Origin of the sequence: Alteromonas lipotrueiana, assembly GCF_019249245.1 — a bacterium.
In the GTDB taxonomy this organism is placed as follows: Bacteria; Pseudomonadota; Gammaproteobacteria; order Enterobacterales; family Alteromonadaceae; genus Alteromonas; species Alteromonas lipotrueiana.
Genome location: NZ_JAESDK010000002.1, coordinates 194,384 through 217,331 on the forward strand (window position 1 = coordinate 194,384; position 22,948 = coordinate 217,331).

Annotated in this window: 17 protein-coding genes; 16 read left to right on the forward strand and 1 reads right to left on the reverse strand. The window is 45.5% G+C overall.

Annotated features, from left to right (window positions below; genetic code table 11):
- Window positions 1–48: 48 nt before the first annotated feature.
- From clpP to JK130_RS02595, 6 genes are all read left to right on the forward strand, one after another.
- Window positions 49–675 (forward strand): ATP-dependent Clp endopeptidase proteolytic subunit ClpP, encoded by a 627-nt coding sequence (clpP, locus tag JK130_RS02570; protein WP_108566017.1) that lies wholly within the window; start codon window positions 49–51, stop codon window positions 673–675.
- Window positions 676–744: 69 nt separating this feature from the next.
- Entirely contained in the window at window positions 745–2,019 is a 1,275-nt protein-coding gene (clpX, locus tag JK130_RS02575) for an ATP-dependent protease ATP-binding subunit ClpX (RefSeq protein WP_218352644.1), read from the forward strand.
- A gap of 283 nt (window positions 2,020–2,302) precedes the next feature.
- Window positions 2,303–4,657, forward strand: coding sequence for an endopeptidase La (gene lon, locus JK130_RS02580; protein WP_218352645.1), 2,355 nt, complete (start codon window positions 2,303–2,305; stop codon window positions 4,655–4,657).
- Window positions 4,658–4,975: 318 nt separating this feature from the next.
- Complete coding sequence (gene hupB, locus JK130_RS02585) at window positions 4,976–5,248, forward strand: nucleoid-associated protein HU-beta (RefSeq protein ID WP_195811565.1); 273 nt, start codon at window positions 4,976–4,978, stop codon at window positions 5,246–5,248.
- 340 nt (window positions 5,249–5,588) lie between these two features.
- Window positions 5,589–7,478 (forward strand): SurA N-terminal domain-containing protein, encoded by a 1,890-nt coding sequence (locus tag JK130_RS02590; protein WP_218352646.1) that lies wholly within the window; start codon window positions 5,589–5,591, stop codon window positions 7,476–7,478.
- 548 nt (window positions 7,479–8,026) lie between these two features.
- On the forward strand, window positions 8,027–8,335 hold the full coding sequence (locus JK130_RS02595) for a hypothetical protein (RefSeq protein WP_218352647.1): 309 nt from the start codon (window positions 8,027–8,029) through the stop codon (window positions 8,333–8,335).
- A 435-nt stretch (window positions 8,336–8,770) separates the two neighbouring features.
- Here JK130_RS02595 and rpsT read toward each other — a convergent pair whose 3' ends face one another.
- On the reverse strand, window positions 8,771–9,031 hold the full coding sequence (gene rpsT, locus JK130_RS02600; protein ID WP_137168674.1) for a 30S ribosomal protein S20: 261 nt from the start codon (window positions 9,029–9,031) through the stop codon (window positions 8,771–8,773).
- 298 nt (window positions 9,032–9,329) lie between these two features.
- Between rpsT and murJ the strand changes: the two genes are divergently transcribed.
- From murJ to JK130_RS02650, 10 genes are all read left to right on the forward strand, one after another.
- Window positions 9,330–10,889, forward strand: coding sequence for a murein biosynthesis integral membrane protein MurJ (gene murJ, locus JK130_RS02605; protein WP_218352648.1), 1,560 nt, complete (start codon window positions 9,330–9,332; stop codon window positions 10,887–10,889).
- A gap of 90 nt (window positions 10,890–10,979) precedes the next feature.
- A complete protein-coding gene (gene ribF / locus JK130_RS02610; RefSeq protein ID WP_218352649.1) occupies window positions 10,980–11,912 on the forward strand; it encodes a bifunctional riboflavin kinase/FAD synthetase in 933 nt (310 codons plus the stop codon).
- 74 nt (window positions 11,913–11,986) lie between these two features.
- Window positions 11,987–14,812, forward strand: coding sequence for an isoleucine--tRNA ligase (gene ileS / locus JK130_RS02615; protein WP_218352650.1), 2,826 nt, complete (start codon window positions 11,987–11,989; stop codon window positions 14,810–14,812).
- Window positions 14,805–15,314, forward strand: a complete 510-nt coding sequence (gene lspA / locus JK130_RS02620; protein WP_218352651.1) for a signal peptidase II — start codon at window positions 14,805–14,807, stop codon at window positions 15,312–15,314. Before ileS ends, lspA begins: the two co-directional genes overlap by 8 nt.
- Window positions 15,315–15,337: 23 nt before the next feature.
- Complete coding sequence (gene fkpB / locus JK130_RS02625) at window positions 15,338–15,787, forward strand: FKBP-type peptidyl-prolyl cis-trans isomerase (RefSeq protein WP_218352652.1); 450 nt, start codon at window positions 15,338–15,340, stop codon at window positions 15,785–15,787.
- Window positions 15,788–15,798: 11 nt separating this feature from the next.
- A complete protein-coding gene (gene ispH / locus JK130_RS02630) occupies window positions 15,799–16,743 on the forward strand; it encodes a 4-hydroxy-3-methylbut-2-enyl diphosphate reductase (protein WP_218352653.1) in 945 nt (314 codons plus the stop codon).
- 107 nt (window positions 16,744–16,850) lie between these two features.
- Entirely contained in the window at window positions 16,851–17,468 is a 618-nt protein-coding gene (locus tag JK130_RS02635) for a prepilin-type N-terminal cleavage/methylation domain-containing protein (protein WP_246587670.1), read from the forward strand.
- Window positions 17,465–18,304: a PilW family protein gene (locus JK130_RS02640; RefSeq protein ID WP_218352655.1), complete on the forward strand. Its 840-nt coding sequence runs from the start codon at window positions 17,465–17,467 to the stop codon at window positions 18,302–18,304. The genes JK130_RS02635 and JK130_RS02640 overlap by 4 nt, the downstream gene beginning before the upstream one ends.
- Window positions 18,301–18,867 carry a PilX N-terminal domain-containing pilus assembly protein gene (locus JK130_RS02645; RefSeq protein ID WP_218352656.1) on the forward strand — a complete coding sequence of 189 codons (567 nt, stop codon included), beginning with the start codon at window positions 18,301–18,303 and terminating at the stop codon, window positions 18,865–18,867. Before JK130_RS02640 ends, JK130_RS02645 begins: the two co-directional genes overlap by 4 nt.
- Window positions 18,868–18,880: 13 nt before the next feature.
- On the forward strand, window positions 18,881–22,948 hold the full coding sequence (locus tag JK130_RS02650) for a PilC/PilY family type IV pilus protein (RefSeq protein WP_218352657.1): 4,068 nt from the start codon (window positions 18,881–18,883) through the stop codon (window positions 22,946–22,948).

Below are 22,948 nucleotides of genomic sequence, written 5' to 3' on the forward strand. Positions count from 1 at the left end.
GAGCCTTCCGAGCATTTTTGTTTTTAACGCTAACGAATCAAGGTAGATATGATTAACCCATTAGAGCCGCAAAATGCACTGGTACCTATGGTTGTCGAACAGACAGCTAAGGGTGAACGTTCTTACGACATTTACTCACGTTTATTAAAAGAAAACGTCATTTTCTTAGTTGGTCAGGTTGAAGATCATATGGCTAACCTGATTGTGGCCCAGATGCTGTTTTTGGAAGCAGAAAATCCAGAAAAAGACATTTACCTGTACATCAATTCGCCAGGCGGTTCGGTTACAGCAGGTATGGCTATCTACGATACCATGAACTTTATTAAGCCTGACGTGAGCACGGTCTGTGTAGGCCAGGCTGCTAGCATGGGTGCTTTCCTGCTATCAGGTGGTACTAAAGGTAAACGCTATTGTTTGCCTAATTCTCGTGTCATGATCCATCAGCCGCTAGGTGGCTTCCAGGGTCAGGCGTCAGATTTTGAAATTCATGCAAAAGAAATTCTGTCTATTAAAGAAAAGTTGAATCGTTTGATGGCACAGCACACAGGTCAGGATTATGAGAAAGTTGCTCATGATACCGATCGTGACAATTTCTTAAGTGCAACCGAAGCCAAAGAGTACGGTCTAATCGATCAAGTACTGACAAATCGATCTGACGCGGCCGCGACGAAGTAGTATAGTTATAAAGACAGTCCGGACATCCTGTATTGAATTTGGGTCCGGCTAAGGCAGAGGCATTACGCAATGAGTGATAAACAGAACTCAGACGGCGACAACAAATTATTGTATTGCTCCTTCTGTGGCAAAAGCCAACACGAAGTGAGAAAATTAATTGCTGGTCCGTCCGTTTTTATCTGTGATGAATGTGTTGAATTATGTAACGACATTATTCGCGAAGAAATCAAAGAAATCGCACCTAAGCAAAAGCAGGACGCACTGCCCAAACCACATGAAATTCACGTTCATCTGGATGACTATGTTATTGGTCAGAAGCATGCGAAAAAAGTTCTGTCGGTGGCGGTTTATAATCACTACAAGCGACTTCGTCACGGAGACGTGCATGAAGGCGTAGAGCTGGGTAAAAGTAATATTTTGCTTATCGGGCCCACGGGTAGCGGTAAAACGCTATTGGCCGAAACCCTTGCTCGACTACTTGATGTGCCATTTACCATGGCTGACGCTACCACACTGACCGAAGCGGGCTATGTGGGCGAAGATGTTGAAAATATTATTCAAAAGTTACTGCAAAAATGTGACTACGATGTAGAAAAGGCCCAGCGCGGTATTGTCTACATTGACGAAATTGATAAAATTTCACGCAAATCTGATAATCCTTCGATTACGCGGGACGTGTCGGGTGAAGGTGTTCAGCAGGCGTTGTTGAAGCTGATTGAAGGAACCGTAGCGTCGGTGCCGCCCCAAGGTGGCCGTAAACATCCGCAACAGGAGTTTTTGCAGGTAGATACCTCGAAAATTTTGTTTATTTGTGGTGGCGCTTTTTCTGGACTTGATAAAGTTATTGAGCAGCGGGCACAAACCGGTAGCGGTATTGGTTTTGGCGCTAAGGTTAAGACCAAAGACAGCCTTCACAAAGCCAGTGAACTGTTCAAAAAGGTCGAGCCTGAAGATTTGGTCAAATATGGTTTGATTCCTGAGTTCATCGGCCGGTTACCTGTAGTAACCAGTTTAGAAGAGCTAAACGAAGATGCATTGATTCAGATATTGCGCGAGCCTAAAAACGCCATTACCAAACAATACGGCGCTTTGTTCGCAATAGAAGATGTCGAGCTTGAATTTCGTGAAGACGCACTTCAGGCAATAGCGAAAAAAGCGATGCATCGTAAAACTGGTGCGCGAGGCCTTCGTTCAATTGTCGAAGCGATATTACTGGATACCATGTATGACTTACCTTCACTTGAAGATGTGAAGAAAGTAGTTATTGATGAAACGGTGATTCGTGGCGAGTCAAGTCCGATATTGATTTATGCAAATGAAGAAAAAAAAGCAGCGTCTGAATAGGCGTTGTGGATTTTCTTGAAGAGGCCTCCTATGAGGTCTTTTTTGTTTTTATAGATTGTCCACTGATAGGTATCTTCCGTTTATTTAAACAACGCTGTTTAGATATAACCTAAAGAATAGTTGCCATAAACTGGTAAATAACTGAAGGTGAATAAAAGTTTTTCTCACAGGGGAGAACAGGCTGCCAGGTGAAGTAAAATTAACCCTTGGCTGTAACTAACTATTTGAACTTTGCCTGATTATCCCCATATAAATCGAAATCAGTAATCAATAGAGTGCAAGTATGACAGACGAGCGTGAAAATCGCATAGAAATACCCGTATTAGCCCTTCGGGATGTGGTGGTTTACCCACATATGGTCATACCCCTGTTTGTTGGTAGAGAGAAATCGATCCGTTGCCTTGAAGCCGCAATGGAAAACGACAAACAGATCTTCTTAGTTGCTCAGAAAGATGCCAGCGTCGATGAGCCTGAAACCGATGATATCTATCGGGTGGGTACAATTGCCACCATTCTCCAACTGCTGAAATTACCCGATGGCACGGTAAAAGTGCTGGTTGAAGGTAATGTAAGAGGTGAAATTAGCGAATACACCCAATCAGAACCTTTCTACTGCGCTACAATCGAAAAGATTGTTGACGGCGCCATTGCCGAAAACGAGCAGGAAGTGTTGATTCGCTCGGCAGTCTCGCAATTTGAAGGTTATGTTAAGTTAAATAAAAAAATTCCGCCCGAGGTATTAACCTCATTAAATGGGATTGATGATGCCGCCCGGTTGGCGGATACCATGGCGGCGCATATGCCGTTAAAGCTCACTGAAAAACAAAAAGTATTAGAAATGAAAGGCGTCAATGAGCGTCTTGAATATTTGATGGCGCTCATGGAAGGCGAAATAGATTTACTCCAGGTCGAGAAAAAAATTCGCACCCGGGTTAAAAAACAAATGGAAAAAAGCCAGCGCGAATATTATTTGAATGAACAAATGAAGGCGATTCAAAAAGAATTAGGCGAGATGGACGATGCGCCTGACGAATTTGAAGCGTTAAGTAATAAAATTACTGAAGCTAAGATGCCGAAAGAAGCCGAAGAAAAGGCCCGTGCAGAGCTGCAGAAGCTGAAAATGATGTCGCCAATGTCAGCAGAAGCAACAGTAGTTAGAAGCTATATAGATTGGCTTACTGGGGTTCCCTGGCAAAAACGGAGTCCCGTGAAAAAAGATTTGGCCAAAGCCGAAACGGTTTTAGATGCCGATCATTACGGGCTTGAAAAAGTTAAAGAGCGTATTGTCGAATATCTGGCAGTACAGCAAAGGGTGAAGAAGCTAAAAGGGCCGATTTTATGCTTAGTGGGCCCTCCTGGCGTGGGCAAAACCTCGTTAGGTCAGTCAGTGGCTAAGGCCACAGGCCGTAAGTATGTGCGCATGGCATTAGGTGGCGTACGTGATGAAGCTGAAATTCGTGGTCATCGTCGTACCTACATAGGTTCGTTACCGGGCAAGTTGATACAAAACATGACCAAGGTAGGCGTTAAAAACCCGCTGTTCCTGTTAGATGAAATCGACAAGATGTCTGCCGATATGCGTGGCGATCCGGCCTCAGCTTTGTTGGAGGTTTTAGACCCCGAACAAAATAATAGTTTTAGTGACCATTATCTTGAAGTCGACTATGACTTATCGGATGTCATGTTTGTGGCAACATCGAACAGCATGAACATCCCAGGCCCGCTATTAGATAGAATGGAAGTGATTCGTTTATCAGGGTATACCGAAGATGAGAAACTGAACATCGCTATGCGTCATTTGTTGTCTAAACAAATGGAGCGCAACGGGCTTAAAAAGAATGAACTGGAAATTACCGACTCGGCAATTATAGGGATTATTCGCTATTACACCCGAGAAGCGGGGGTTCGAAATCTTGAACGCGAAATATCCAAGGTTTGTCGAAAAGCCGTTAAAGATGTGTTGTTGTCTAAAAGCAAAGACAAAGTAGTGGTAACACAAGATAATTTAAAAGATTATTTGGGTGTTCAACGCTTTGATTATGGCAAAGCTGACAAGGATAATCAGATAGGCCAGGTCACTGGGCTTGCCTGGACTCAGGTAGGCGGCGACTTACTTACGATTGAAACCAGTACCGTGCCGGGTAAGGGTAAAATGACCACCACCGGTTCACTGGGCGATGTTATGCAAGAGTCTATCAAGGCGGCAATGACCGTAGTACGCAGCCGCGCTGATAAACTTCGTATTAACAGTGATTTTTACGAAAAACGTGATATCCACGTGCATGTTCCTGAAGGTGCGACGCCTAAAGATGGTCCAAGTGCAGGTATCGCAATGTGTACAGCATTGGTATCGTCGTTAACAGGAAACCCGGTAAAATGTGAAGTAGCCATGACAGGCGAGATTACATTGCGCGGTGAAGTTCTGGCAATTGGCGGGTTAAAAGAGAAACTATTAGCGGCCCACCGCGGCGGAATAAAAACAGTCGTTATTCCCAAAGAGAACGAACGCGATCTTGAAGAAATTCCCGACAATGTTAAAGAAGCATTGTCGATTCATCCGGTTAAGTGGATTGATGATGTATTAGATATCGCGCTTCAGGAGCCGGTTGAATCTTTCAAAGTCGAGGATAAAAAATAGTCGACTAAGTAAGGCTGTAACTCCTGTCATATATGGGTTGCAGCTTTTTTTTAGGTAAAAAAGCTTAAAAAATAACCACTAATGCATCGATTTGCTGGTTTTTTCGAAAATAGGGCTTTCAAGTCGCAAAAGTTGTGTTACCTTTACTGGGTTATCGCTTGAAGCCTTGTCTTTAAAGGGATTGCAGCGAGTCACTAAAAGTTAATTAATTGTAACAGAGTGCTTGAAGTTAATGTTCAAGCTTGTTATAAAGTCCGGCGATAATTCGATAATTGTTTCGGACAAACAGTATAATAACAAACGAAGGGGATCATAATTGTGAACAAGTCTCAACTCATCGACCAAATGGCAGCTGGTGCGGACATCTCTAAAGCGGCTGCTGGCCGAGCTCTAGACGCATTCACTGATGCTGTAACCGCAGCGCTTAAAGAAGGTGACCAAGTAGCATTGGTAGGCTTTGGTACTTTCGCAGTTCGTGAGCGCTCTGCTCGCAGCGGCCGTAATCCTCAAACTGGTGAAACCATTCAGATTGCAGCGGCAAAAGTACCTTCTTTCAAAGCAGGTAAAGCTTTAAAAGACGCGTGCAACTAATCTATATTCATTTATAAAAAGGCGATGGTAACCCCATCGCCTTTTTTATTTGTACGCACTTTAATATCATGCCTGGCGAGCAACGAATACATAGCCTTAATAAAACCGTAAACCAACAGGCCAATAGGTTTTTTACGGCTGCATTATAAAAATCACCTATGTACGTAATTCATTGTAGTTCAACGTGCCAACGGGTTATAAAACCGTCGCGTTTGTATAGGTAATCGCGTTATAATCTTGCCAAATTTTTGTCAGTCAAACGCTCAGATATTCAGTTATCTACTCTACAAAATGCAAATACTGACATGCAGAAGTAAGCAACGGAGTTGAAAGAACAATCATGCTAGAAAGAATCAGAGAAGGTTCTCAGGGCCCATGGGCCATGATCGTAATCGGCCTTGTAGTGCTGAGTTTCGTCTTCGCCGGCGTCGGCAGCTACCTGAACTCTTCAGGGCCTACCGCGGTCGCCACAGTTAATGGTGATGAAATAGATCAAAGCACGCTTGAACGCGCTTATCAAAATCAACGAGCTCGTATGGAGTCAGAATACGGTGAAAGCGTATCTGCCATGTTTGCCGACGAAAATTACCTGAAAGATTTTCGCCGCAATGTTCTCGAGCGACTCATTAACGACAAGCTGATTGAGCAAGAAGCTTTAGAGTTAGGTTTGCGGGTAGGCGATAAGCAAATCAGAGAAACGATTCGCGATATGCAAGAATTTCAAACTGCCGGACAGTTCGATAATGAGCGTTATCTTGCTATTTTACGCCAAAGTGGCTTTCAGCCTTCAGACTTCAGAGACTATCTTCGTACAGAGATGACACGTACCCAGTTAGCGCAGGCCTTGGGTGCTGCTTCTTTTGCCTTACCCGGTGAAGTTGAGCGAGCCTGGCAGCTTCAGTCGCAAACCCGTGATGGTCGTTATGTGGTGGTACCGTCAGCTAAATTTGCTGAGTCGGTCGAGATAACCGAACAAGACATTAAAAATTACTACGAGTCTAATATCACGGCATTTGATACTCAGGAAGAAGTTAACATAGCGTTTGTTACGTTAAGTATCGATGATCTGACAGACGAAGTGAACGTGTCAGAACAGGACATTGAGCAGTATTACCAGGAAAACAAAGACAGCTATCGCGAAGAAGAAGAGCGTCGTGTTTCTCATATTCTTATTGAATTTGGCGACGACAAAGACGCAGCGCGTCAAAAAGCTCAAAGTATTAAAGCAGAATTAACGGAAGGCGCAGACTTTGCTGAGCTTGCCGAGTCACGCTCTGACGATACCTTTTCAGCAGAAAATGGTGGCGATTTAGATTTTATTAATCGCGATATGATGGACCCGGCTTTTGATGAAGCGGCTTTTGCTTTGGAGCAAAACGGTGCGGTATCTGATGTCGTAGAAACCGAGTTTGGCTTTCATATTATTAAGTTAACTGATATCAAACCAGAGCAGGTAACGTCATTAGCTGAAGTGAAAGACGATATTCGCGATCGTTTGCAAACAGCACGTGCTACCGAACGTTTTTACGAAATTCGCAGCCGTATGGAAGAAGTTGCTTTTGAAGTCCCTGAGTCGTTGGAAGATGTTGCGGGAGTGGCAGACCAGCCTATTGAGGAAACCGGGATGTTCACTGAGCAGAAAGTTCCCGCACCAATAGACAATCCTAACGCAGCGTCACGTGCATTCAGCCCTGAGCTGGTTGAAGATCGTATGAATAGCGAGGTGATTGAGCTTGATGACAGTACCGTGATGGTGATGCGTGTTAAAGAGCATGAACCACAACGTACGCGTCCACTTGCTGAAGTCTCACAGAGTATCTCGAAGCAACTGCAAGTACAAAAAGCGCAACAGGCTGCATTAAACTGGGCGCAGTCATTAGTACAAAAATACACTGCTGGCGAAGACGTCGACGCATTACTTAGTGAACACGATTTAGCGTGGCAGCAGGCTAACGGGATAAATCGAGGCCCGGGCGACTTACCTCGTTCAATGGTCGAGACGTTGTTTACGTTATCGGGCCAGGAAGGAAATAGCGCCCAGGCGACCAAGCTGGCAAATGGCGATGTCGGGATAGTAGAGCTTACTGATGTCCAACAACCTGAAGCGCCCGACGAACAGCTTGCCGCCTCGTTGCGACAGCAATTAGGTTCAGCTTACGGACAAACGCTTTTCCAAAGCTATATCGACGCCTTACGCAGTGAAGCAGAAGTCGAAATATTACAGCCGTAATAACGTCTAATAGAAAAACCCGGCTTTATTTGCCGGGTTTTTTATCTCTGTTTAACACCAGTGCTCGACTTACCAGACAGTATCTATAGGTGCGTAATAAACATCATAAATGTATAAAACAATGCAATAACAACGGATATTACAAAAATATACACAAAACCTTGTTTGCCCTGAGCAATTGAATACCGATTCAACTTTAGATAAACCATCCACAATGCGCTGAGAAGCAGCGGAATTAAAACAATAATTTTTAGCACAAGCACTCTTAATGACGTTCGACATAAGCTGATGATGCGAAATTTTCGCCGGTACGTCCAGTAAGCCGGACACATTTTTACACTGTGACTAAATGGGAACATATTTCACATAACTGTAGCAATTTTGGCTGGAAATGACCCATATTTTCATGACGATTTACGCGTCAAGGCTGAAAATCAATAAAATACTACCAAAAAACAATAGTATAGTTAAATTTAGACTTTAGTATTAAAAAAGGGAATGGGAATTGCTCTTACTAAGTCTCTGGTAGTATTTATTACGGTGTTTTCATGAATTTTTGTAAGATTGCTTTCTCAACCGTTCTTCTAAGCTGTTTTGCCTCGGCTGCATTTGCTGCCGACCGTGGTCATTATAATCCTCAGAATTTAAATGATATCGATGTCTCGTACAGTGAACTATCTGAAGATCTGGAAAGTAAGCTGAATAAAGGCTCTGTATTAGATTATGACTTGTTTCAAAAGGGCCGGGTAGTCTATCGCGATGTTACCCAGGGTATGGTGGCACTTCGTTTAGAGAACAAAGTGGTACGCATGATTGAAGATACCCGTGAGATTGTTGATATTCTGGATACACTGTAAACGTCTATCGTATAACGGGCAGTATCATGCTGGCCGTAGCTTAATGTAAAAGACCTCACACGCGACATAGTTAAAGCCATAGTGTCGCCAATGGGCATCACACGCTACATCTTCAGTTGCTCTTGTTAGCCTTTCGTTATTTCACCACCGCAGCTTTCCGACTTCTTGTTTTGTCATAAAACGGAAGCCACTTACTATATGATTTATTTCCTTTCAAATTCAATCACCTGAATATTAGAAGGCAGCGTATTAGAGGCTAGCAAAAGCGCACAGGTGTAAGTACCAATAGAAAAAGAAACTTAACTACGTCAGCGATAGAGGTAATGGGCACGCAAAAGACGCGGGGGGGGGGGGGTGGACAAATTCATGTTGCTTAAAAAAGACACATAAAAAAAGCGCCGTGAGGCGCTTTTTTAACTGCAATTCAAGAGAATCTTAAAGCGCTTTAATTTGCGCAGCAAGACGGCTCTTATGACGAGCAGCTTTATTCTTGTGAATCAAACCTTTGGTAGCCATTCTGTCAAGAACAGGGGTCGCTGCGGCCAGTGCTGATTGAGCACCTTCTTTATCGCCATTGGCGATAGCTGCTACAACTTTCTTGATGCTTGTACGAGTCATGGAGCGACGGCTGGCATTATGCTGACGACGCTTTTCGGCTTGAATTGCACGTTTCTTAGCAGACTTAATGTTAGCCAAGGTGTAACTCCCAAATAAATTCATATCAAAAACGAGGGTGCGGATTGTGCCTAGCAATCGATTACTTGTCAAACTATTTAATAACAAATAAAAGAAGTACTAATCAGGTCCGACCCAACCAGGGCGCGGATTATAGCAGGCAACAATATAAAGTTCATCCTCCTTTAAGAAGAATTACTAATTAAATTGAACATTTTATTCAGCTTTGTCAGTTTTTATTATCCCCGAACGTTTTCTAGATATAGGCATTCAGCTATAGTGTGAATCCTTTTTTGCTACGTAAAAAACAAGAGGCTTTGTGTCGGGAAAATTAATCAGGTCGGGGCTGATAGTAAGCACAATGACGTTGCTGTCACGCATTTTGGGTTTAGCCCGGGATGTTGTTGTAGCGCGACTGATGGGTGATGGGGCGGGCGCCGATGTGTTTTTCTTCGCTAACAAGATTCCTAACTTTTTACGTCGCTTGTTTTCAGAAGGTGCCTTTGCTCAGGCATTCATTCCGGTTTTGACCGAAGTTCATCATGTAGAGGACGAGGCTAAGCTAAAAGCCTTTGTTGCAAAGATATCCGGTACGTTAGGCGCCATCGTTTTTGTGGTAACGATTATTGGGGTGATAGCCTCACCTGTATTGGCGGCACTATTTGGAATGGGTTGGTTTATAGAGTATCTCAACGACGAACCTGGTGGCGATAAATTTACGCTGGCCTCTGCGATGCTTAAAATTACTTTTCCTTATTTAGCGTTTATTTCTTTAACCGGATTGTCAGGCGCTATTCTCAATACCCTGAATAAATTTGCGGTAGCCGCCTTCACTCCCGTGTTGCTCAATGTTTGTATTATTAGCAGTGCGGTGTGGCTTGCGCCCCAAATGCAACAACCCGCCTATGCGCTGGCCTGGGGAGTATTTATAGGAGGTATCGTACAGCTTTTGTTTCAATTGCCGTTTTTGTATCGGGCGGGGGTGTTAGTTAAGCCAAAATGGGGCTGGCACGACCCTCATGTGGTCAAGGTTCGTACATTAATGATACCGGCACTATTTGGTGTCTCAGTGGGCCAGCTCAATCTGTTATTTGACACACTTATCGCCAGCTTTCTGGTCACCGGCTCAATTAGCTGGCTTTATTATTCTGATCGATTACTTGAGTTTCCGCTGGGTTTGTTCGGCATTGCCATAGCAACGGTAATTTTGCCAACACTGTCGCGCAATCATGTGGGTAAAGATGCGGTTTCGTTTGCTGGCAATATGGATTGGTCGGTTCGGATGGTTTCGGTTCTGGGTTTACCCGCAGCGGTGGGGCTTGCGTTTATGGCCGAACCTATTTTGACGGTTATTTTCCAGCGCGGTGAGTTTACCGCGGAAACCGCCAAAATGGCTTCTTACTCTTTAATCGCCTATTCGTTCGGACTGTGGTTCTTTATGCTGGTCAAGGTATTGGCTCCCGGTTTTTACTCGCGCCAGGATACCAAAACACCGGTTAAGTTTGGCATTTACTGTATGGTAGCCAACATGGTGTTTAACCTGATTTTCGCGATTCCTTATGGCTATGTGGGGCTGGCTATTGCCACCAGTTTATCAGCAGCATTAAATGCTATTTTGTTGTATCAACAGTTGCATCGCGATGGTGTTTTTGCGCTGTCGCGTCTTACTATTGTGTTTTTGATAAAAGTGGCTTTGGCCTGTATTGCAATGGCCTGGGTTATCGCACAATTTGCGCTGCATGATGCGTTCTATCTATTAAATTTGAGCGAACAAATTTTACATGTTGCTAAAACCATTGGTGCTGCCGTGGCTACATTTATGACCGTTTTACTGTTAAGCGGCACAAAACCAGCACATTTTAAAGCTTCAGGGGGCTAAACCCATAGAACAACGATTGGTATTACGTGTTGGGTCGTTTATAATCGCGGCTTTTGTATTATTTATCGCAGGAAAAGGTACAGGCAAGTTGTGGAATTGATCAGAGGGTTACATAACCTGCGTCCCCGGCATCAGGGCTGTGTATTAACAATAGGAAAATTTGACGGCGTTCATAAAGGGCATAAGGCAGTGTTGTCGAATGTACTTAAAAAAGCCCGCGAATTGGATCTTCCTGCAACCGTTATGGTTTTTGAGCCTCAGCCTGAAGAAGTTTTCGCTCCGGCTAAAGCACCAGCACGACTTAGCACATTATCTGAAAAGTACCGTTTGCTTGTTCAGGCCGATATCGACCGTCTTTTGTGTGTGCGATTTAACCAGGAGTTTGCCAGCCAAAGTGCTGATACGTTCATCCACGATTTATTAGTCGATAAACTGGGCGTGCGATTTTTAGTCGTCGGCGATGATTTTCGGTTTGGCCAGAATCGACATGGTGATTTTGCTATGTTGCAGCAAGCTGGAAAACAATATGGTTTTGAGGTTGTAAGTACTCAAAGCTTCCGGCTTGATGATAACCGTATCAGCTCGACTGCGGTGCGTGAAGCTCTGGAAACCGGAGATTTTGAAAAAGCCGAATCGATGTTAGGACGCCCATTTAGTGTTCAGGGCCGGGTTGTGCACGGAGAGAAAAAAGGGCGGACCATAGGTTTTCCTACGGCTAATGTATTGCTAAAACGCTTTCGCACACCCATTAAAGGGGTCTTTGCTGTTTCGGTAACCTTAAATAATACCACGTTTAATGGCGTAGCAAATGTGGGACGACGGCCTACCCTTGGCGGGCAGCGCACGCAGTTAGAAGTACATTTGTTCGATTTTAATGGCGACTTATATGGGCGCCCCATTAACGTAATACCACGCAAAAAACTGCGTGATGAACATAAGTTTGAGTCTTTTGATGCACTTAAACAACAAATTCAGGTCGATGCTGAGCATGCACGACGCTATTTTAAAGTGACTGATTCGTAAGCTGCCCCCGGGGCAGTAAAATTTAGGGTACGTCGTTGTCACGTACACTTCAGGTGGATGGAAAAAACAATTTTATGAGCGATTACAAGGCCACACTAAACCTTCCGGAAACACCGTTTCCAATGCGCGGTAATCTGGCGCAGCGCGAACCAAAAATGCTAAAAACCTGGTATGAAAAAGGCATTTACAAAAAAATTCGTGAAGCCAGATCAGGCAATACCCCTTTTGTTTTGCATGATGGCCCTCCGTACGCCAATGGTAATATTCATATTGGTCACGCGGTAAATAAAATTCTCAAAGATATTATTGTTAAGTCAAAAACTCTGTCTGGTTTTGACGCACCTTATGTCCCTGGCTGGGATTGCCACGGTCTTCCTATTGAGTTGATGGTTGAAAAGAAGGTGGGGAAACCGGGTAAAAAAGTATCAGCAGCAGAATTTCGACAAAAATGTCGTGATTATGCCGATAAACAAATCGATGGACAAAAAGCCGACTTCATTCGTTTGGGGATTTTTGGCGAATGGGATAACCCATACAAAACCATGGATTTCACCTCAGAGGCCGATATTATCCGGGCCTTGGGTAAAATAGTGGACTCAGGCCATCTGGAAAAAGGTTTCAAGCCGGTTCACTGGTGTACAGATTGTGGTTCAGCTTTGGCTGAAGCAGAAGTGGAGTACAAAGATAAAGTTTCTCCTGCCATTGACGTAAAATTTCCGGTAACCGAATTTTCGGCGATAGCCAATGCTTTTGGGGTAAGTGAAGAAGATTTAGCTGCTCACAATACCGGCGTGGTCATCTGGACAACCACACCCTGGACATTACCGGCTAACCGCGCAATTACGCTGCATCCTGAGTTTACCTACTCGTTGGTAGAGCTCACTGAAACCGGCGAATGGCTGGTAGTGGCGCACGACTTAATTGAAAGCTGTATGCAGCGCTATGGTATTCAGGCTTACTCAGAAAAAGCCAGTTGCTTAGGACAGGCTTTAGATAAGGCAACGGTTGCTCATCCATTTATTGAGGCGCAGCAAACGCCACTGATTATGGGTCATCATGTTACGACTGACTCGGGTACAGGCTGTGTACATACCGCCCCGGCGCATGGTGTAGACGATTTTAATGTAGGTAAAGAGTACGGGATTGAAGTCTACAATCCGGTAGGCAGTAATGGCGTATTTTTAGAAAATACCCCCTTGTTTGCGAACCAGTTCGTCTTTAAAGCTAACGATGCCATTATCGAAACAGTGAAAGCTAAAGGTAATCTGGTTTTAGAAGTAAAATATGAACACAGCTACCCCCATTGCTGGCGTCATAAAACCCCGATTATTTTCCGTGCCACGCCACAATGGTTTATCAGCATGGACAAAAAAGGGTTACGTGACGCGTCGTTAGAACAGATTAAACAAACTCAGTGGATTCCTGAGTGGGGCGAAAGCCGTATTCAGAAAATGGTTGAAGGCCGTCCAGACTGGTGTATTTCACGTCAGCGTACCTGGGGCGTTCCTATTCCGCTGTATGTGCATAAAACGACCGGCGATATTCATCCAAACAGCAACCAACTAATTGAGCAGGTTGCGGGCAAAGTAGAAACGCAGGGTATTGAAGCCTGGTGGACATTAAACGATGCCGAGCTGTTGGGCGATGATGCGCAGCAATATGATAAAGTTACTGATACGCTGGATGTGTGGTTTGACTCTGGCGTAACTCATTATTTTGTGGTTGACCGTCGTGATGATATTCCGGCCAAAGCCGATCTTTATCTTGAAGGTTCAGACCAACACCGCGGCTGGTTTATGTCATCGTTGATGACCTCTACTGCTATGCATGAACACGCTCCTTATAAACAGGTGCTGACACATGGCTTTACGGTAGATGCTCATGGCAAAAAAATGTCGAAGTCGGTAGGTAACGTAGTCGCACCACAGGAAGTAACGGGTAAGCTGGGCGCTGATATTTTAAGGCTTTGGGTGGCTTCAACCGATTATCGCGGCGAAATTGCCGTGTCGGATGAGATTTTAAAACGTGCTGCAGACTCGTACCGCCGATTACGTAACACTGCACGCTTTTTGCTGGCCAACCTGAACGGTTTTGACCCCAAAACAGACGTGGTTGCGCCTGAAAACATGGTGGCACTGGACCGCTGGATTGTCGCTCGTACTAATGCGTTACAGCAAGAGCTTACCAAAGCGTACGAGCAGTATGACTTACTGTTTGTCAGTCAAAAGCTTATGCATTTTTGCTCAATTGAGTTGGGCAGCTTTTACCTGGATATTATTAAAGACCGGCAGTACACCGCCAAAGCAGACAGCAACGCCCGTCGTTCGTGTCAAACCGCGCTGTATCATATTGTTGAAGCATTGGTTCGCTGGATGGCTCCCATTACCAGTTTTACCGCTCAGGAGCTGTGGGAAACGCTGCCCGGTGAGCGCGAAGAGTTTGTTTTCACGCAAAGCTGGTACGAGGGGTTGTCTTCGTTTACCGGTGATGGCGAACTTGGTACTGACTTTTGGCAACAAATTATGCAGGTGAAAGATGCCGCGAACCAGACCATGGAGCAAGCCCGTAAAGAAGGTAAGTTAGGAGGTTCGTTAGAAGCAGAGGTACATTTGTACGCCAACGAAGCGCTGGTCAGTTTATTAAGCCAGCTTGATGATGAATTGCGCTTTGTACTGATCACGTCAAAAGTTCAGCTACATAACATCGCCGATGCGCCCGACACCGCCAGCTCAACAGAGCTCGACGGATTACGTATTGAAGTAACCAAAAGCGATGGAGAAAAATGCGTACGCTGTTGGCATGTACGCGAAGACGTAGGTCAGGACAGTTCACACCCAGAGCTTTGTCAGCGTTGTGTGACTAATGTTGAAGGCGATGGAGAAACGCGTCAGTATGCTTAACTCTGTAAAAGCCAGCGGCTTGCGTTTTTTGTGGGTTAGCGTAGTGGTATTTGCTTTAGACCAATGGAGCAAATATGCAGTACTAGGTGCTATGGATTTGTATCAGTCAGTGCAGATTGCGCCGTTTTTTAACCTGACCTATGTTCACAACTATGGTGCTGCATTTAGCTTTTTGCACGACGCCGGCGGTTGGCAACGTTGGTTTTTCACCGGCATTGCGGCATTGGTCAGTGCTTTGATTTTATGGTGGCTAAAAAATACTCCACGTGAACAAACGCTGCTCCCGGTTGCCTATACCTTAGTCTTGGGAGGCGCCTTGGGTAATGTATACGATCGTCTGGTTCACGGCTATGTCATTGACTTTTTAGATTTTTACGTCGGCCAATGGCATTGGCCGGCGTTTAATCTGGCTGACAGCGCTATATTTATGGGCGCCGTTTTACTTATTATTGATATGCTGACCGCAAAAAAATCGGCCGGCGACAATACAACCTCATCGTAAAAGCAGTAATTGAAGGGGGCGAAATGTCTGATGCTGTAATTGGTTCGCATAGCGAAGTGTTGATGCATTTTGATTTGAAGCTGGAAGACGGTTCAGCCGCTGACAGCACCCGGGTTAACAAAAAGCCCGCCAAGCTGGTCATGGGCGATGGCAGCTTAACAGCAAATTTTGAAGACTGTTTGCTAGGACTGAAGCAGGGCGACAAAAAGTCGTTCACCCTAGCCCCGGAAGATGCATTTGGCCATTCTAATCCGGATAACATCCATCATATGGATCGCAACCGATTTTCCAGTGATATGGAGATCAGTGAAGGGATGATTATGGGCTTTGGGCAGCCAGATGGTCAGGAAATTCCAGGCATTATTCGTAGTGTTGCAGGCGACTCGGTAACGGTAGATTTCAATCATCCACTGGCCGGACAAACAGTCATCTTTGATGTCGAAATTTTAGAGGTTAACGAGCCGTCGGCTTAAAGGAGCTTTGTATGCAAATTCACTTGGCAAACCCACGGGGCTTTTGCGCCGGCGTAGATCGAGCCATCACTATAGTGGAGCGGGCGCTGGAAATGTTCAAGCCTCCCATTTATGTGCGTCACGAAGTTGTGCACAACAAATTTGTGGTAGACGGGTTGCGTGAAAACGGGGCGGTATTTGTCGATGAACTTAGCGAAGTACCTGATAACAGCATTGTTATTTTTTCAGCGCATGGGGTCTCCAAGGCCGTACGCACCGAAGCAGATCGCCGGGGATTAAAAGTTTTTGACGCCACCTGTCCGTTGGTGACCAAAGTACATATGGAAGTCACCCGGGCCAGCAAAACCGGAACCGAATGTGTTTTAATTGGCCACGCCGGACACCCGGAAGTAGAAGGCACCATGGGTCAATACAGTAATCCCGAAGGTGGGATATACCTGGTGGAGTCGAGCGCTGATGTTGCTAAGTTAACCGTTAAAGATTCTAACGCCTTGTACTATTGCAGTCAGACAACGTTATCGGTAGATGACACTGCCGATGTTATTGATGCGCTACGCGAACGCTTTCCCGCTATTCAGGGGCCGCGTAAAGACGACATTTGTTATGCAACGCAAAATCGTCAGGATGCAGTGCGAGAACTTGCCAGCGACTGTGAAGTGTTGCTGGTGGTCGGGGCGCAAAACAGCTCAAATTCGAACAGATTGCGCGAACTAGCTGAGAAAGTAGGGGCCCGTGCTTATCTTATTGCCGATGCAGACTGCATTAAACAAAGTTGGCTGGATAATATCGAACACGTGGGCGTTACCGCGGGAGCATCGGCGCCCGAAGTACTGGTTAAAGGGGTGATTGAGCGCCTTAAATCCTGGGGCGCAGAAAAAGCCTCTGAACGTCAGGGAAGAGAAGAAAACGTTGAATTTGCGGTACCAAAAGAGCTGCGGATTAAAGAGGTTAGTTAAACCCACGCGAATTAGATTCGATACGCTAACGCATCTACTGATACTTAACATTCATTGAAGCTGATATAGCATAAGATTGTTAATAGTCACTCAGGTAGATGCAGCGTATGGGCAATCAGACGCCCCACCATCAGCAAGGCGTAGGGATGATCGAAATTTTGGTCACCCTGTTTGTTCTGGCAATTGGTTTGCTGGGTGTTGCTTCACTGCAATTTGTGGGTTCTTTTCAAAATCGTGACGCCATTAGCCGCACCCAGGCTGAATTTGTGGCCGAGCAGGTAGCCGAAAGTCTGCGCTCTGCAGCGCGTCCCGCGATAGCGGGCGATGGTATGGTTGCCCATAACGACTATTTTAAAAATACAACGTACAACTTCAACGGTCTTTCCTGTGAGGGTTCAGACCCTTACCTGTGTCATTGTTTAGAACGTCCCGCCAGCATCCCCGACTGCGAAGGAGCCCAATGCTCTGAGTCACAAATGGCGCGCTATGAAGGCTGGGCGTTGTCTTGTGCAGCCGTTCAGACCAACCCCAGTACCCGTATAAGTTTAGGTTGTCAGGACAGCAATAGCGCCGACACTGATGCTTGTAGTGCGGGTTCACGAATTCAAATAACACTCACCTGGCCGGTAGCGGTATCGGCCAACCGCAGTTACAACCTGATTGCCCGTTGCAATCCTCTTGATAGTAATACTAACGAATGTGTGTTCAAGGACATCACATTATGAAACGGCAGCAGGGTTTTTCACTGGTAGAGCTCATGATATCGCTGGTGTTAGGGCTGGTGATTACCGCAGGTGTGATTCAGGTTATGGTCAGTAGCCGGGTTACCAATAGCCTTAACCAGGCGATTAGCCAGGTGCAGGAGTCGGGGCGCTTCATTATGACCCGTTTAACCCGCGAGTTACACGAAACCGGACGTTATGACCAGATAGGTGCACGTATAGACACCAGTGTCGATACATTAGTTGAGTCAGCATTTATTCAAAACAGACCCATTGGTTTACCCGGTGATTTTAGTGCTAAACCCGCGTTGGGCAGCCTGCAAAGCACTGACAACGACAAACTGGTGGTTAACTTACTGGCAGAAGCCGATTGCACCGGGGCCAGCCACAGCCATCCCGCCGATGAAGAGTTTCATGTCGTCAATGTCTACGAGGTTGTAGGCTCTCAGCTAATTTGCACAGGCTACGATGGCCGGGTTCTGCGTGGTGTAGATGCCGGTTCGGTGAATGATACTCAGCAGGTATTGATGGACAATGTTCAAAGCTTCCAGGTGCAATACGGTATTACCAATCAGCGTGATATTTCTCAGGGCCAGGTGGTCAGATATGTTACGGCTGACGAGCTTGCACTTGCGCGGGCGAACACGCAGCAGGTGGTGGCCCTGCGCATAGGTGTGTTGTTACGAGGCGATAAAGGTCTCACTGGTGGGATACCGTCCACGGATATCGCGGTACTCAATGAAGCCAAGCAAAAAACCGACGCTAACTATTACTATCAGGTGTTTAGCCAAACCCTGACCTTGAGAAATATGAAAAACTTTGTAAGGAGCGCCAAATGAAACGTCAACAGGGCGTTGTACTGGTATTAGCATTACTGGTGCTATTGTCATTAACCATATTGGGAGTCAGCGCCGTTTCCAGCAGCCTGAACCAAAACAAAATGGCGTCTTCAATGCAACAGTCAGGGTTGGCATTTGATGCGGCCGAAGCCGCTTTAGCCGGGGTCTTCTTTGAGTCAGAAGACGAGATTTTGCTGACAAACTCTGCACTACTTGACCCCTTATCTGAAGCACGCCAGGGCGCTCAATACAATCCGGATATCGAAAAGCTTAGCTGTAAAGAGGATGAAAAATGGACCAACCGACAAATGACAGATGCCGGTCTGACTATCAACTCTATACATACTGCGGTAGGCGACTATCAAAAAGAAGTTAAAAGCCGTAGCTGGTCGCGTACGGCATTTGTTCGTGAACAGGCTTGTCGTGGCTCAAGTAACGTCATCGGCGGCAGTAATATTAACTGCCATGTATTTGTAGTACGCGGTTGTGGTCAGTTAGATGGACGCTCAACCATTGTAGCTAACAGTGTCTCTGCGGCGGTGCTCGCACCTGCAACGAATTAATTCAGGAGAAAGCATGAAAACGCTGGCAAGATTTACATTATTTTCTACATTGTGGTTAGGTATCGGCGCCGCAGCAATAGGCGATGATTTGGATATTTATCTAGGCACAGCAGACTCTGCGACGACTTATAAACCCAATGTTATGTTCATTATGGATACATCGGGGAGCATGCAGAATCAGGATGATACTGAAAAGTCGCGAATGTTGCGGGTAAAAGAAGCGTTGTCAGAAGCGCTTAGCTCGGCGACCGATATTAATGCTGGCTTAATGCGTTTTTCTGATTATGGCGGACCCGTTTTGTATCCGGTGCGAGATATAGACGGTACGGTTTACCCTGAAATTGTAACGTCAGTAAACACCGATACCGACGACGGTTCTCAGGCCGGGAACTATCCCCGCATATACCGTGATACTTTGGATTTAAGTAATGGTACGCAACGTGTCATTTCGGGAGTCAGGTTTTCCAATCTGAAAATTCCTCAGGGCGCGGTGATTGAAAATGCCTACATTCGCTTTACCTCAGCCCAGTTAAATGTGGCTTCGACTGACATAAAAATAATGGCCGAAGACACTGGCGATGCACAAACTTTTAGTCAGTCGTATAGAAATATATCGAACCGTAATGTAACCAGCAACTTTGTTGACTGGCAAGATAACGGGTTTCCGGTGAACGACGAAACGCTGGTGACGCCGGATATTTCCAGTGTGGTTCAAGAGGTTGTCGACAGTAATGCATGGTGTGGTGGCCAGGCTATGAATATCTTGTTTGATGCTGATAGCTCAGATTCTGCCAGCGCCCGAAAAGTTCATGCCTACGATGCAGGTACAGACAAAGGCGCGCAGTTGGTGGTTACCTACGATCAGTCAACCGCATCGGGTTGTATGTCAGGTGAAAGCTTTTTTCAAATAAATGATCAAAGCAACAACCGCGAAGAAAGCTCTTCGGGTAAAGGCAATACCGGAAGTCGTCTAGATATTGCTGAAGATCAGAATGACTCTATCGGTTTGCGCTTTACCGATGTAAAAGTCGCCCCAGGTTCAGAAATTGAAGCGGCATACCTTATTCTTTATTCAAATGGTAATTTTAATTCAGAATCCTATGCCCGGGTTCGCGGTATTAATGTGGCCGATGTAAGTCCATTTGATGATGGTAAAAAAAGACAGCTTCGAAATTACAGTAAAACAGCAGGTATAAGCTGGAGAATGCCTGGCACAAGTAACTATCAGGGATTCATCAGCCCTAATATTCGGGACATTGTTAAAGCAATAGTAGGGCGAAGCGATTGGCAATCCGGAAATAACATGGGCTTTGTTCTGGATGACTTTCAAGGTAATGATAAAGGCGTATTTTCGTACAAAGGCCATGCAGGTTATGCCCCACGGCTTTACATAAAATACAAAGGGGATGCCCAACCAGGTCAGGTGGCCACGGTCAGAGAACATCTGATAAGCAAAGTCAACGAGCTGTCGGCCAATGGCTATACTCCTATAGTGGATACCTTATATGAAGCCGTTAATTATTACGGCGGCCGGGCAGTAGATTATGGCAGAAGCCGGGGTCGAAATGACACTCACAGCAGTATTCGCCGAAGTACCCGGGTTAGTCACAGAAGTTCATATATTGGCAGTGACCCGGTCCGCTCTGTAGCCTGTACCGATGCCAATCTTAGCGCTGGCGATTGTGTTACCGAGTACATCCCGGCTGGTGCGGTATACGATTCGCCCATCTCCGATTTACAGTGTCAGACCAACAATCACATTGTATTGCTGTCTGATGGTGAGGCTAATTTCAATCATAGCGTGGATAAAATACAAAGTTTGCTAGGAGCTACTTGTTCAGGCAGTGGCGGGGAAGCCTGCGGTTTAGATTTAGTTCGCAATGTTCGTGACAAAGACACGTCAAAAATAGATCGCCGTATCATGACCCATACTATTGGTTTTGCAGCAAATGCCACCGCCAATAATTTTTTGAACAAATTGGCGTTGCAAGGGGGCGGGGGGTTTTACAAAGCAGACGACAGCACCGAGCTATTAGAGGCTTTTGATTCAATCTTACGTTCGGTAAAAGATGTTAATGCAACCTTTGTATCCCCCGGCGTTGCGGTAAATCAGCTTAATCGTCTTACTCACCGCGACGAACTTTATTTTGCGCTATTTAAACCGGCTGAAGGGGCTTTGTGGCCCGGTAACCTTAAAAAGTACAGATTAGACGGCAACACTATTGTCGATAAGGACGGTATTAACGCAGTAGACAGTGTTACCGGCTACTTTACCGAATCCTCACATAGCTTTTGGTCTGTGCTTAACGACGGTAACGATGTTAATAAAGGGGGAGCCATTAGTCTATTTGACTCAAGCCGGAATATGTTCTTTTTTGAAGGTAATGGCACAATAAAAAAAGCCGGTAACTGGCTACACGAAATGAACAGTAATATTACGATTGACGATATGGGTCTGGGCGGCCGGTCTGACCGCTTACTTCTACGCGACACGGTTTTAAAGTGGTCCAGGGGTGTAGATATCAAAGATGCCGATGGCGATGGAGATATTGATGACGTGCGGTTGCAAATGGGAGACCCTATTCATTCGCAGCCGGTGATAGTGAATTACTCACCTACTGACTCGGCCATATTTGTGGCCACAAATCAGGGCTTTTTGCATTCGTTTGACGCCGAGTCCGGGGAAGAAAACTTTGCGATAATACCCAAAGACTTGTTGCAAAACCTGCATGTTTTTTATGAAGATAATTCAACCCTTAATCATATTTATGGGCTTGATGGCGATATTGTTTATCGCAAGGTAGATAATAAACAGTATTTGTATGTGGGCATGCGCCGGGGCGGAAGAAACTATTATGTCTTTGACGTTACCAGCAAAACGTCACCTAAGCTGGTCTACAGTATAAAAGGCGGCGAAACCGGTTTAGAAAAACTCGGTCAAACCTGGTCTCGACCTACCATCACCAAAATGAAAATTGGCGATACTGTTAAGAACGTAATGATTGTGGGCGGTGGTTACGATGAACAACAGGATGACAGAGCCGAACGCAGCCCGGATTCGGTGGGTAATGGGGTGTTTATTTTTGATGCAGACACCGGCACATTGCTATGGAGCGCCAGTAATACGGGGGCCGATTTAAACATTAGTGAAATGCAATACAGTATACCCGGACGTATTTCAGTGATAGATCGCGATCGCGACGGACTGGCCGATCATATGTATGTAGCCGATATGGGGGGGCAGATCTTCAGGCTGGATATATACAATGGAAAATCGGGAACCGATTTGGTTAAAGGAGGCAGGCTTGCAGACTTCGGCGGTACAGGCAGCGCAAACAATCGTCATTTCTATTATGGACCTGATATTTCTGAAATTGCCTTAGACGATGAGATTTATTATGCGGTAGCAATTGGCAGTGGCTGGCGTGCAGCGCCTTTGAATGTCGAAGTCGATGACCGTTTTTATATGCTTAAAGACAAAGGCGTGTTTATTACCGACGAAAATGGTCTGTACACATTTTCTAAAAATACGACACAAGCTGATTTATTTAATGCTACTTCGCATGCCTTAGCCAGCAGTGACAGTGCTACCCGCGACCTGGCGGCCAGTGCATTCGCCGGTAAGTCGGGGTGGTATCTTGAGATGACCACTGCAGGCGAAAAAATACTCGCTTCTCCACTTATCATTGACTACAAAGTATTATTTACCAGCTATATTCCTGCCGCCAGCTCGCAAAGTGCATGTGCCCCCCCTACAGGAAGCAGTCGCGCTTATCTTGTTAATCTGGTTAATGGGAATGCTGTAGACGATTTGAACCAAAACGAAGAGCTGGACCACTCCGACCGCTATACCGATTTAAGTCAAAGTGGTATCGCACCTGAAACCAAAGTGCTTATAGAAGAGATTACGACCCCCGTGGTTTGTTTGGGTACCGAGTGCGCCTCTGCGGTCATAGAGACCAACGAAGATGGCTCTGAAAAAGCGTGTTCGTCTACTTTCACCTGTTTAATGCAAAATATTTATGGTCGCTTTGAGCGTGTCATGCACGAAAGCTGGCAGTCCGAATTTGAACGAGAATAA